At 60.8% G+C, this 12,377-nt stretch carries 15 protein-coding genes; 7 read left to right on the forward strand and 8 right to left on the reverse strand.

Going from position 1 to position 12,377, the window contains the following annotated elements:
• Positions 1–21: 21 nt before the first annotated feature.
• The 7 genes from AB0O52_RS06395 to AB0O52_RS06425 are packed head-to-tail and all read left to right on the forward strand — an operon-like array spanning position 22 to position 6,706.
• Positions 22–441 carry a TadE/TadG family type IV pilus assembly protein gene (locus AB0O52_RS06395; protein ID WP_364535015.1) on the forward strand — a complete coding sequence of 140 codons (420 nt, stop codon included), beginning with the start codon at positions 22–24 and terminating at the stop codon, positions 439–441.
• Positions 429–1,436 carry a pilus assembly protein TadG-related protein gene (locus AB0O52_RS06400; RefSeq protein WP_364535018.1) on the forward strand — a complete coding sequence of 336 codons (1,008 nt, stop codon included), beginning with the start codon at positions 429–431 and terminating at the stop codon, positions 1,434–1,436. Before AB0O52_RS06395 ends, AB0O52_RS06400 begins: the two co-directional genes overlap by 13 nt.
• Before the next feature lie 23 nt (positions 1,437–1,459).
• Positions 1,460–2,212, forward strand: coding sequence for a Flp pilus assembly protein CpaB (gene cpaB / locus AB0O52_RS06405; RefSeq protein WP_364535021.1), 753 nt, complete (start codon positions 1,460–1,462; stop codon positions 2,210–2,212).
• A complete protein-coding gene (locus tag AB0O52_RS06410; protein ID WP_364535024.1) occupies positions 2,209–3,405 on the forward strand; it encodes an AAA family ATPase in 1,197 nt (398 codons plus the stop codon). Before cpaB ends, AB0O52_RS06410 begins: the two co-directional genes overlap by 4 nt.
• Positions 3,402–4,850, forward strand: a complete 1,449-nt coding sequence (locus AB0O52_RS06415) for a CpaF family protein (protein ID WP_364535597.1) — start codon at positions 3,402–3,404, stop codon at positions 4,848–4,850. Before AB0O52_RS06410 ends, AB0O52_RS06415 begins: the two co-directional genes overlap by 4 nt.
• Positions 4,847–5,791 (forward strand): type II secretion system F family protein, encoded by a 945-nt coding sequence (locus tag AB0O52_RS06420; protein WP_364535027.1) that lies wholly within the window; start codon positions 4,847–4,849, stop codon positions 5,789–5,791. The genes AB0O52_RS06415 and AB0O52_RS06420 overlap by 4 nt, the downstream gene beginning before the upstream one ends.
• A 9-nt stretch (positions 5,792–5,800) precedes the next feature.
• A complete protein-coding gene (locus tag AB0O52_RS06425) occupies positions 5,801–6,706 on the forward strand; it encodes a type II secretion system F family protein (RefSeq protein WP_364535030.1) in 906 nt (301 codons plus the stop codon).
• Positions 6,707–6,870: 164 nt separating this feature from the next.
• Here the strand turns inward: AB0O52_RS06425 and AB0O52_RS06430 are convergent, their stop codons facing one another.
• The 8 genes from AB0O52_RS06430 to AB0O52_RS06465 form a co-directional block, all read right to left on the reverse strand.
• On the reverse strand, positions 6,871–7,761 hold the full coding sequence (locus AB0O52_RS06430) for a tRNA pseudouridine synthase A (RefSeq protein WP_364535033.1): 891 nt from the start codon (positions 7,759–7,761) through the stop codon (positions 6,871–6,873).
• A 32-nt stretch (positions 7,762–7,793) separates the two neighbouring features.
• Complete coding sequence (gene rplQ / locus AB0O52_RS06435; RefSeq protein WP_364535036.1) at positions 7,794–8,354, reverse strand: 50S ribosomal protein L17; 561 nt, start codon at positions 8,352–8,354, stop codon at positions 7,794–7,796.
• A 66-nt stretch (positions 8,355–8,420) separates the two neighbouring features.
• A complete protein-coding gene (locus tag AB0O52_RS06440; RefSeq protein WP_011692778.1) occupies positions 8,421–9,431 on the reverse strand; it encodes a DNA-directed RNA polymerase subunit alpha in 1,011 nt (336 codons plus the stop codon).
• Between the two features lie 142 nt (positions 9,432–9,573).
• Entirely contained in the window at positions 9,574–9,975 is a 402-nt protein-coding gene (rpsK, locus tag AB0O52_RS06445; RefSeq protein WP_028265083.1) for a 30S ribosomal protein S11, read from the reverse strand.
• Between the two features lie 45 nt (positions 9,976–10,020).
• Positions 10,021–10,398 (reverse strand): 30S ribosomal protein S13, encoded by a 378-nt coding sequence (gene rpsM / locus AB0O52_RS06450; protein WP_011775569.1) that lies wholly within the window; start codon positions 10,396–10,398, stop codon positions 10,021–10,023.
• Positions 10,399–10,588: 190 nt separating this feature from the next.
• A complete protein-coding gene (gene rpmJ / locus AB0O52_RS06455; protein ID WP_011775570.1) occupies positions 10,589–10,702 on the reverse strand; it encodes a 50S ribosomal protein L36 in 114 nt (37 codons plus the stop codon).
• A gap of 75 nt (positions 10,703–10,777) precedes the next feature.
• Positions 10,778–10,999: a translation initiation factor IF-1 gene (infA, locus tag AB0O52_RS06460; RefSeq protein WP_009358723.1), complete on the reverse strand. Its 222-nt coding sequence runs from the start codon at positions 10,997–10,999 to the stop codon at positions 10,778–10,780.
• A gap of 256 nt (positions 11,000–11,255) precedes the next feature.
• On the reverse strand, positions 11,256–12,206 hold the full coding sequence (locus AB0O52_RS06465; RefSeq protein ID WP_364535038.1) for a P1 family peptidase: 951 nt from the start codon (positions 12,204–12,206) through the stop codon (positions 11,256–11,258).
• Between the last annotated feature and the right edge of the window lie 171 nt (positions 12,207–12,377).

Raw genomic sequence — 12,377 nt, forward strand, 5'->3', positions numbered from 1 at the left:
AACATTCGGCGCAGAACCGGGATGAAGCGACGTTCTCCGAGGGAATCGGGTGCCGTAGCAGTCGAATTCGCCCTCGTTCTTCCTATATTCCTTGTACTCGTGTTGGGGATTGCCGAATTTAGCAGGGCTTTCAACATTCAAGTGTCCCTCAGTGAAGCCGGGCGTGAAGCCTCACGCTACGCGGCCATTCACTGTTCCGAGTCAACATACAACGCGTCAAGCGCACAAGATGCCGGCGTGGCGGCAGCACCGTCTGTGTCGTTGACCAGGACAAACATCACCATCACCTATTCCGGCACTGGTACCTGCGATCCAGCAAACAACGCGGTGGCGACGGTGAGCTACACCACTTCGTGGATGACGGGTTTTCCCGCACTTATTCCAGGAATGCCCTCCTCTCTATCGATAGCCGGAACAGGAGTTATGCGATGCGGCGGATAAAGACTGACCATCCGGAGCGCGGTGTCATCGCGCCTTTGACGGCATTTCTCATGGTCTTCTTGCTTGGCATGGCGGCGTTCGCTGTAGATGTCGGATCCATGTATTCCGAGCACGCCCAGCTCCAAAACGGCGCAGACGCGGCCGCTATAGCCATTGCCCAAAAGTGCGCAAAACTGCCTGCCGGGACCACGTGTGCTGCCGACCAATCGACAGAAGCTGCACCGTTTGCCAACGGCAACACCTTGGACACTAACGGACGAGCAATCGTGGCAACCGTCACCGGCGGCACGGTCGATGTGACCACTCAGGCCCAGGATCCGTCGGCGAGCAATCACTTCTCGCTGGTTTTCGCCCACGCGCTGGGTATCCAGACCGCGGATATCCGTGCGACTGCCCAAGCGAAATGGCTCTACCCCACCAAAGGCCGCACAGTCCTGCCGCTCGTCTTTTCAACCTGTGAATTCGTCGATGATGGCCTTCCGCACACGATTCTGACTCAAGGCGGCGGCCACGGCGCCCAGGATTGCAACGGCAGAAACCCGTCCAATCAGATCATCCCAGGCGGGTTCGCGTGGCTGGCTCCTGACCCCGGCGGCGGATGCAATGTTACAGCCAACGTCGGCAGTTGGAGTCAATCAAGCACTGGCGCTTCCATTCCGAGTGGGTGTAGCAGCCTCTTTGATTCGTCACTGATAGGCGAGACGGTCGCGCTACCCGTGTATGGGTACACGTGCGCGGGAATGACTGCCACTGGGTCCCCGAGCTGGGGAAACTGCACAGGAAACAACGTCTACTACAAAATCACAAAATGGGCTGGATTCAAGGTCCTCGGCTTCAATTTCCCGGGCAACAGTGCTGGCGATACCAGCCATTTCGGGCCCAGCGAAAAAGGCCTCTACGGAACCTTCGTCGGATATGCGGCGGACCCAACCCTCTTCAGCGGCGGATCAAGCACACCCACCGGAAACGTCGTTGTCATCGGACTTACAAAGTAAGAGTTAAGAAGGGAGATTGAAAAGTGAAAACTCGCCTACTGGGAGGCATCGTTGCACTAGTGCTCGCAATTGTCGGCACACTGCTACTGGTCTCGTTCGTACAAGGGTCCGAAGCCCGGGCCCAAAAAGATCTTCAACCCGTTGACGTCTTGGTTGTACAGACTCAAATCCCGTCTGGAGCGACCCTCGATACCATCAGATCATCGGTCAAACTGACGTCATTACCCACAGCTTCCGTCCCCAACGGAGCACTCAAGAGCCTGGACGGAATCCAAGGGAAGGTAGCCGCCACGGATTTGATGCCCGGCGAAGCGTTGCTCGGAGCCCGTCTGGTTGACCCCAACAGTTTGGCTGCCCCAGGATCTGTTCCCGTCCCTGCCGGGATGCAGGAAATCTCCGTGCAGCTGGAGGCGCAGCGCGTGGTCGGCGGGCGAATCGCGGCCGGCGACACAGTAGGTATCGTCGTCCTCTTCGCTGCGGGATCAGGCGGTGACGCCGCGGGCGGAGCAACGTCACAGGAGGTGTTCCACAAAGTTCTGGTCACGAGTGTGCAGCGTTCTCAAGCCAAGGCAACGAACTCGACCTCAAATTCGCAGGAACAGGCGAACACCGAACTTCCAACCGGTCAGCTGCTCGTGACTTTCGCTCGCAGTGACGTGGATTCGGCCAAACTCGCTTTCGCGGCCGAGTTCGGAAAGTTGTGGCTCACCAAGGAACCGGCCTCGGCCTCAGAGAGCGCGCCTGTTGTCATCAAGAAGACGGAGTTGTACCGATGAGCCGGTTCGTAGTGATCACGTCCGATGCCGATTTTGAACGCAGGGCACGGCATGCAGCAACCGGCCTGCGCGGCACCCTTCACGTGATCACCGCCGACTATCTGCCTCCCGGTCCGGACGAAATCCTGCGGGTGCTGACTGGAGAACTTGCCGAGGTCATCCTCTTCGGCCCTGGACTTCCGCTGGAAGACTCGATCCGGCTCGCCAGTCTTTTCGATCTCCAGTTCCCGGAAATCAGCGTGGTTCTAGTGACGGAGAGCAGGTCCGATGTAGCCCTGCCAGCCATGCGTGCGGGCGTGCGGGACCTCCTGTCACCAAACGCGGACGTGGATGAAATCCGTTCGCTGTTCGAACGGGCCAGTCTTGCTGCAGCCGGACGGCGCCGAGGGCTTGGAAATTCAGTCGAGGGCCAACCCGCCGGCGGCCGAGTCATCGCGGTCATGTCCCCGAAAGGGGGAGTTGGCAAGACGACCGTCACCACAAACCTAGCCGTGGGACTGGGGAAAGTGGCGCCTATGGGGGTCGTCGTGCTGGATTTGGACCTTCAGTTTGGAGACGTTGCCTCCGGGCTCATGCTGGAACCCGAGCGAACCCTTGCGGACGCCATAACAGGAGCCGCGACTCAGGACAGCATGGTTCTCAAGTCCTACCTGTCGGTTCATCCCGCGGGCATCTATGCGCTCTGTGCTCCGCTCAACCCCGCTGACGCCGACAGGATTTCCGGTGATCAAGTGGGGCATCTGATCAAGCAGCTCTCCGATGAGTTTCAGTTCGTGGTGGTCGACACGGCGCCAGGTTTGGGTGAACATGTGCTCGCCACCCTCGAAGTGGCCACGGACGTCGTGTGGGTCTGCGGCATGGACATTCCCAGCATTCGCGGACTCCGGACGGGTTTGACCATTCTCAACGAGGTGGGCCTTCTTCCCGAGCGCAGTCACATCGTCCTGAATTTCGCCGACCGTCGAAGTGGCCTCACGCTCCAAGACGTCGAGGCGACCATCGGCGTCCCCGTGGACGTAGTTCTTCGGCGCTCCCGAGCAGTCCCGTTCTCCACAAACAAAGGGGTCCCACTATTGCAGGACGGAACCAAGGATCCTGCGACCAAAGGACTCGCGGAGCTGGTGGATCGGTTCAAACCGAATTGGGAAGAAAGACCACACAAGAAACTTCACAGAAGGGTTGTAGTCCAATGAGTCTCGCCAAACGTCTCGAGGCCAGCCGTGGTCTTGACCAGAACTCCGTGCCGGCATCAGGCTCGTCGTCACAGGCAGCCCCCTGGGCACCGAGTGCCTCCGGAGCCACAAGTAACTCGGCTCCTTCACCTGCCGACCGGCACGCGTCCGAAGACAACGAAGCCCTAAATGCAATAAAGGAACGCGCCGGCATCGCCCTCTATGAGCGAATGGGAAGCCGAATCACTGATTCCTCGGTCGATGAATCGGAACTACATCAGTACGTCAAAGACGAACTTCGGGCCATCATCGACGAGGACGAGATTCCGCTTTCCGTTCTTGAGCGGCAGCGGCTTGTCCAGGAAATTATCGATGACGTGTTGGGGCTTGGCCCATTGCAAAGGTACCTCGATGAGGAAGCCGTCACGGAAATCATGGTCAACGGACCCGACAAGGTCTATGTGGAACGGGCCGGAAAGCTCTATCTGACCGGCGCTAAATTCAGCGGTGAGGAGCACCTCAGGCGCATCATTGAGCGCATTGTCACTAAGGTGGGCCGACGGATCGATGAATCGTCGCCGCTGGTCGATGCCCGGCTATCCGATGGCTCCCGCGTGAATGCGATCATTCCGCCTCTCGCCGTCGGCGGTTCGTCACTCACCATTCGAAAATTCGGCCACGTTCCGCTCACTGTTGACAACTTGATTTCCTTCGGAACCATGTCTCCGGAGATCGCCGAACTTCTCCACGCGTGTGTGAAGGGCCGCCTGAATATCATCGTTTCCGGCGGCACAGGCACAGGCAAAACCACGCTACTCAATGTCCTGTCCTCCTTCCTTCCACCTGAAGAACGCATCATCACCATAGAGGATGCTATTGAACTTCAACTTCAGCAGGACCATGTTGTCCGGCTGGAAAGCCGGCCACGAAATATCGAAGGAAAGGGCGAAATCACCATCAGGGAGCTCGTCCGGAACGCCCTGCGCATGCGCCCGGACAGGATCGTGATCGGTGAAGTCCGCGGCGGCGAATCCCTGGACATGCTGCAGGCCATGAATACCGGCCACGACGGCTCGATCTCAACCGTTCACGCCAACTCACCACGGGATGCAATCTCACGTCTGGAAACACTGGTTCTCATGGCCGGGATGGACCTGCCGCTCCGTGCTATTCGTGAACAGATCGCCTCAGCCGTAAACCTGATCGTCCATATCTCCCGACTCAGGGATGGTACCCGTCGCATCACTCACGTTACCGAGGTCCAAGGGATGGAAGGCGACATCGTAACTCTCCAAGACGCCTTTGCCTTTGACTACAGTGCTGGCGTCGATGCCAACGGCAAGTTCCGTGGACGACCTGTCCCCACCGGGGTGCGGCCAAGATTCGTTGATCATTTCGCCGATCTGGGCATTGCACTTTCTCCTGCTGTCTTCGGCAGCGTGCCAATCGGAGGTGCATACCGATGACCGTCACCGATCCGATCTTTCTTGCAATCGGTGTCGGACTGTGCGTCTCTGCACTGGTCACACTGCTGTTCGTGGCTGTCGGACCTGGCAGGCAAATTGCCATCTCCCGCCGCAGGCCCGGGGTTATCGACCAACCCTCAATGCTCACTCGCGTTACTGATCAGGCAACAACCTTCCTTGACCGGAACGTCAGCAGGAACGCGAGCTTCGGCAGCCGCGCCTCTTTGGAACAAGCTGGGCTTAAGATGCGCCAAGCGGATTTCATTCTGCTGGTGGCTTGCATCGCCGTGACCGCCGGAGTTGTGGGGTTCATCCTGTCCGGGCCGTTACTCGGCATCGTGTTCGTCCTCCTGACGCCCGTGGGCGCAGTGGCCGCCCTGAAATTGCTGGCCAGCCGGCGCCGGGGAAAGTTCGAGGACCAGCTCGGCGACACCTTGGTAATGCTTGCCGGAGGACTTCGAGCTGGGCACAGCCTGCTACGTTCAGTTGACGCCGTAGCCAAGGAGGCTGAATCTCCCACCTCTGAAGAATTCGCACGGCTCGTCAATGAGAACCGCTTGGGACGCGACTTGAAGGACTCAATGCTGGACGCCGCCCGTAGACTCCGGAGTGAGGACTTCGACTGGACTGCCCAGGCCATCGAGATTCACCGCGAAGTTGGCGGAGATCTCGCCGATGTCCTGGACCATGTAGGCGAAACCATTCGGGAAAGATCCCAAATCAAAGGGCAGGTTCGCTCTCTCAGTGCGGAAGGCCGGCTATCTGCCTACATTCTGATGGCTCTCCCCATCGGCATGTTTCTCTACCTGAGTGTTGCCAGCTCCGCTTACATTGGAACGCTTTACACCCACGGATTGGGCTGGTTGATGCTAGCCGCCGCCGTCGTTCTGCTAACAGTCGGCGGGTTCTGGCTCAGCCGTGTTGTCAAGATCAAGTTCTAGGAGGACGTCATGACTGCTATGGCGTGGTTGATCGTTGGGCTGATTGTGTTGCCCTGCTCTTACATCGTGTGGTCGTTTGTATCCATTGATCGAAGTGGCCTCGCGGCCGTCCGGACGAATCTGGGACGCAACCGGGGCCTCGTCGTCGCACCCGACGGTACCTCAGTTGGCACAGGACCCCAGATGAAACGGGCTGTGCCCTTGGGACTTCGGCTTGCGCCAAAAGGGTACGCCGGCTGGCTGGACAAACTGCTCGCAAAAGCAGGCCGGCCAAGTGGGTGGCCCTTGGAACGGTTGCTGATTGCGAAACCAGCCCTGGCGCTGACAATCGGGATTCTCGGGATTCTTCTAATAGTTAGATCGCCAACCAGCACAACAGTGCTACTTGCAGCATCTCTAACCATCTTGGCCTACTTCGTTCCAGATATTCTTGTCCACGGCCGCGGGGCCGAAAGGCAGAAGGCAATCGAACTGGAACTGCCAAACACTCTTGACCAGATGCTGATTTCGGTCGAGGCCGGACTCGGCTTTGAGACGGCAATGGCTCGTGCTGGGCAGAACGGCAAGGGTCCGCTCGCCGCCGAGCTGATCCGCACGCTTCAAGACATGCAGGCCGGGCGAAGCCGGAAAGAGGCCTATCTGGCTATGGCCGAGCGGGCGGACGTCCCTGACCTCAGGAGCTTTGTTAGGGCGGTCGTCCAAGCTGACGTCTACGGGATCGCCATTGCAAACGTACTCCGATTGCAGGCAAAGCAAATGCGGGTCAAACGGCGCCAAAGAGCCGAAGAAAAGGCAATGAAATTGCCGATCAAAGTCTTGTTCCCGCTCATGTTTTGCATTTTGCCGGTGCTCTTCATCGTGATCATCGGGCCAGCCGTCATCAACGTGATGAACAGCTTCGCCGGGGTGTTTTAGCGACCGGTGACCACGGCGCTTTGAAAGGGGCGTCGGCCCAAGGACCGGCCCCTGCTCGACGCCCAGAATCGAGGGCGCCCACTGACTCCCCCAAGACCGGTCCTCCTCGACACCCAGAGTCGAGGAGGACCTCCTCGCGGGGTGCCTAGCACGCCCGCCCCGACCTACTCCCGTCGTGCCCGGGTCAGCTCAGCCCGCGCAAACAGTTCGTCATCGGAGGGATAGGCCACTTCCTCAAGTACCAAGGGGTGCGGCGCGGCCAGCACCGACTTGGCATCCCTCACACCCGCGAGCAGGCGCTCGTGCAGCCATTCCGGACTTTCCAGGCCCTCCCCCACACGCAATGCGGATCCCACCAAGGCACGCACCATGTTGTGGCAGAACGCGTCGGCCTGGACGTTGGCGACCAGCACGCCGTCACTGCCGCGGACGAACTCGAGCCGCTGCAGTTCGCGGATCGTGGTGGCTCCCTCACGGGGCTTGCAGTACGCTCGGAAATCCTGGAGCCCCAGCAACGCCGCGGCACCATGGTTCATCGCCCCCTCGTCCAATGCGGCCTTGTGCCAAAGGGTCAGCCTGCGCAGGACGGGGTCCCAGCGTTCCGGGCCGTCGGCAATCCGGTAACTGTAGCGGCGCCACAACGCTGAGAAGCGAGCGTCAAAACCTTCAGGTGCCAGCCCGACGTCGTGCACTTCAATGGCGCCGGTTTCGTCCTGCAGGACCCGGCTCAACGCTCCGCGAAGCCTCCGCAGCAGCGCGGCCGCGGGGTCGATCTCGTGGCCCCTCGGCAATCCGCCCCACTCGGGCCCGGACAGGTCAATGTGCGCCACTTGTCCGCGGGCGTGGACACCGGCGTCGGTCCGCCCCGCCACTGTGACCCGTACGGGGCGCCGCACGATCAGCGCCAAAGCCTCTTCCAACGATCCCTGCACGGTCCGAAGACCGGGTTGAAGCGCCCACCCATTGAAAGGGCCGCCGTCGTAGGAAAGATCCATCCGGACACGCAAAAACCCGCCGCCCCCCAAAACGGGGGCAGCGGGTTTTCGTTCGTTCATAGACTTAAGTCTACTGTGAAGAATTCAGTGAATTACTTCTTTTCCTCAGCGGCCGGAGCCTCTTCGGTTTCAGCAGCTTCAGCTTCGGGAGCCTCGGCTTCGGTCTCCGGGGCTTCAGCCTCAACGGCCTCTTCCTCGACAACCGGAGCGGTCTCTTCGGCGGCCGGAGCAGCCTTCTCAGCGTCCTTCTTGGCAGCGGCAGTTGCCTCGGCAACTACAGCCTGCTTCGGGGAAACCGGCTCAAGAACAAGCTCGATGACAGCCATGGGAGCGTTGTCGCCCTTGCGGTTGCCGATCTTGGTGATGCGGGTGTAGCCACCATCGCGGTTGGCAACGGCGCCGGCGATGTCGGTGAACAGCTCGTGGACGATGCCCTTGTCGCTGATCAGGCCGAGCACGCGACGGCGGGAGGACAGGTCGCCACGCTTGGCGAAGGTCACGAGGCGCTCTGCATACGGCTTCAGGCGCTTGGCCTTGGTGACCGTCGTGGTGATGCGCTTGTGCTCGAACAGCGATGCTGCCAGGTTCGCGAGCATCAAGCGCTCGTGAGCCGGACCGCCTCCGAGGCGCGGACCCTTAGTGGGGGTAGGCATAGTAATTTCTCCTGTAATGAAGGCCGTCCGGGTCCGAACGCGGACCTGGTGGCCAAGATCTGCTTGTTAGAGCTCGTCGTCGCTGAACGCGGCGTCGTCCTCTTCGATGGCTGCGGCGCGGGCTGCAAGATCGAAACCGGGAGGCGAGTCCTTGAGGGACAGGCCCAGTTCAACCAGCTTTGCCTTGACCTCATCGATGGACTTCGCACCGAAGTTACGGATGTCCATCAGGTCAGCCTCGGAGCGGGCAACGAGTTCACCCACGGTGTGGATGCCCTCACGCTTGAGGCAGTTGTAGGAACGGACGGTGAGGTCCAGATCCTCGATCGGCAGTGCCATGTCAGCTGCCAGGGCAGCATCCGTCGGCGACGGGCCGATCTCGATACCTTCAGCTGCGGTGTTCAGCTCACGTGCAAGACCGAACAGTTCCACCAGGGTGGTGCCTGCCGAGGCAACGGCGTCGCGCGGGGCGATAGCCTGCTTGGTCTCGACGTCGACAATCAGCTTGTCGAAGTCAGTGCGCTGCTCAACACGGGTAGCTTCCACGCGGAAGGTAACCTTCAAGACCGGCGAGTAGATCGAGTCGACCGGAATGCGGCCGATCTCGGAGTCGCCGGACTTGTTCTGAGCTGCCGAAACGTAGCCGCGGCCGCGTTCGATGGTCAGTTCGAGTTCGAACTTGCCCTTCGAGTTCAGCGTGGCAATGTGCAGATCCGGGTTGTGGAATTCGACGCCGGCCGGCGGAGCGATGTCCGCGGCGGTGACGACTCCGGGGCCCTGCTTGCGCAGGTATGCAACAACCGGCTCGTCGTGCTCGGAGGACACGGAGAGGTTCTTGATGTTCAGGATGATCTCAGTGACATCTTCCTTGACACCCGGAACCGTGGTGAACTCGTGCAGCACGCCATCGATCCGGATGCTGGTTACAGCGGCACCGGGGATGGAGGAGAGCAGGGTACGGCGGAGGGAGTTTCCGAGGGTGTAACCGAAGCCCGGTTCCAGCGGTTCAATGATGAAACGCGAGCGGTTCTCGGAGACTACTTCTTCAGACAGAGTGGGGCGCTGTGCAATAAGCACTTAGGTTTCCTTTCGGCGAGCATCCGCTATATGACGCAACACAGGTGGTGGAAATCGGCTTGGTTCCGGCTTTGCCGGCCGTACGGGGTGGAACAGTCACGCTGTTCCACCCCGGACCCGGCCGGCAAAGCCAAGAATCCAATTAGACGCGGCGGCGCTTCGGCGGGCGGCAACCGTTGTGGGCGCTGGGGGTGACGTCCTGGATGGAGCCGACCTCGAGGCCAGCGGCCTGCAGCGAACGGATTGCGGTCTCGCGTCCGGATCCCGGTCCCTTGACGAACACGTCGACCTTGCGCAGACCGTGCTCCTGGGCGCGCTTTGCAGCAGCCTCGGCAGCCATCTGGGCGGCGAACGGGGTGGACTTGCGGGAGCCCTTGAATCCAACCTCACCGGCGGAAGCCCAGGAGATTACAGCACCGTTCGGGTCCGTGATGGACACGATGGTGTTGTTAAAGGTGCTCTTGATGTGCGCCTGGCCAAGCGCGATATTCTTCTTGTCCTTCTTACGCGGCTTGCGAACCGCGCCACGAGTCTTCGGGGGCATTATTTCTCCTACAGAAAGTTATCGGGGGAAAGTCAGCTGCTATTTCTAGCGGCCGGCCTTCTTCTTGCCGGCGACGGTACGCTTCGGGCCCTTGCGGGTACGAGCGTTGGTCTTCGTACGCTGACCGCGTACGGGCAGGCCCTTGCGGTGACGCAGGCCTTCGTAGCTGCCGATTTCAACCTTGCGGCGGATATCTGCTGCTACTTCGCGGCGAAGGTCACCCTCAACCTTGTAGTTGCCTTCAATGTAGTCACGCAGCTGGACCAGCTCGGCGTCAGTCAGGTCCTTGACGCGAACGTCAGCGCTGATGCCGGTGGCAGCCAGGGTTTCGTGTGCACGGGTCTTGCCCACGCCGTAGATGTAAGTAAGCGCAATTTCCAACCGCTTTTCGCGGGGAATGTCTACGCCAGCGAGACGAGCCATAGTGGCAGTACTCCTTGTATAAACCGGAGGTCGTAGGCAGTACACCCGCACTTTCAGTGCGGCCCCAGCCTCCGACCGGGGGTTAGCTGTCCGGGCCCATACGTCCCAATTCAGCTTGTGCTGCCTTTATTTACTTGCGTGGGTTAGCAACCCAGGTTGCCCTCGCGGGCGCTAGTTCCCTTGCGGGGAATTAGCCCTGGCGCTGCTTGTGGCGCGGGTTCTCGCAGATCACCATGACCCGGCCATTACGGCGGATCACTTTGCACTTGTCGCAGATCTGCTTAACGCTCGGCTTGACCTTCATGGCGTTCCTTTGCGTGTTGCAGTTGGTCAGCTGAGGCGGCAATTACCCGGGTTTCCCAAGGCTGCCGTCCAGCAATTACTTGTAGCGGTAGACGATGCGACCACGTGTGAGGTCGTAAGGGCTTAGCTCCACCACTACGCGGTCCTCAGGGAGAATCCTGATGTAGTGCTGTCGCATCTTCCCCGAGATGTGTGCAAGAACGATGTGCTTGTTGGTGAGCTCAACGCGAAACATCGCATTGGGCAGCGCCTCAGTCACAACGCCCTCGATCTCAATGACCCCGTCCTTCTTGGCCATATCCTCCGCTAACTGTTGTTTGCCGCAGCCCTCCGGTTAGGCACCGGAAAATCTGCGGACGTTTTTTGTTTGTTTGGCCGTCCGGCTCCTGCCACTCCACGAAGCAGGACTCGCGACCTGTTAAATGGGCGTGGCTGTGCAGACAACCAACAGACAACTCTACGCCAAGTCGGCGGGAAAGTTAAATCCGCCCATGCTAGCGCAGACACTGGCACGGTGTCACCCTTTCCCGGGTTGGCGAACCCCGTGGATCCCGCTAAACCGCGCCGTAGGCAGCGAAGGTGCCTGCCGCCGTCGTGATGGATTCGGCGGACTCGACACCGTCGAGGACAGCCAGACGGACGGCGTCTGCCGCCGCACTTTGCAGGGTGATGAGCGAAACCTGCCTTGCTTGTTCCGAACTCCGGTCAAGCCCGACAGCGCCGGTCGCCAGCGCGAACACGGTGTCGCCGTCGGCGAGGGTATGGGAAGGATTCAGCGCCCGCGCAAGGCCGGCGTGCGCCGCACTGGCGGTGCGTTTGCATTCGGCGGGATCGAGGACCGCGTTGGTGGCGACGACGACGAGCGTGGTGTTCAGCGCCGGAGGCGCCGCCGGTTCGGGCCTGCCCGATTCCGCCCGCCGGGACGATGTGCCGAAAGGCATCCCGAGCGCGTTGACCACTGCGAGCGCGCCCACCACCACGCCGCCGTCCAGGGTGATGGACGAGGTGCCCACTCCGCCTTTGAACGCGCCGCGCCCAATCACGGCACCGGTACCGGCCCCCATGTTTCCACGCCCGACGTCGGCGTGCTCGCTTGAGGCCGCAGCCGCAGCGGCCGCTTCGTATCCCATTGCTTCGTCGGGGCGGGCGGCGAAGTCACCGCCGCGACCCACGTCGAAGATCGCGGCGGCCGGAACGATCGGCACCACTCCCCCGGGCACGGCGAAACCACGCCCTTGCTCCTCGCACCATCGCTGGGCACCGTGGGCCGTGATCAAACCGAAGGCACTGCCGCCGGTGAGCACTACGGCGTCGACCGTGGGCACGAGCGTGGTGGGGTCGAGCGCGTCCGTCTCGTGCGTGCCCGGTCCGCCGCCTCGGACGTCCACCGATCCCACCGTCCCCGGCGGCGGAAGGACAACGGTCACCCCGCTCAGCCAGCCCTCACCGGCCCGCTGGACATGTCCCACCCGGATTCCTGGCACATCGGTGATCTTGGAAGTCATGTGCCTATTCTGCTCCTCGCCACCCAACTAGCTCGCAGTTGTTGTCGTTATCAGCCGTCTAAACGACAACAACTGCGAGCCAGTTGGGCGTGCCTAGGATTTCGTGAGCGCGCCGCACCTTCTTCCGATCAAGCGGTAGTTGAGTCTCGAATGTAAACACTCGCCCATCCG

Origin of the sequence: Arthrobacter sp. NPDC080073 (assembly GCF_040686575.1) — a bacterium.
Classification (GTDB): domain Bacteria; phylum Actinomycetota; class Actinomycetes; order Actinomycetales; family Micrococcaceae; genus Arthrobacter.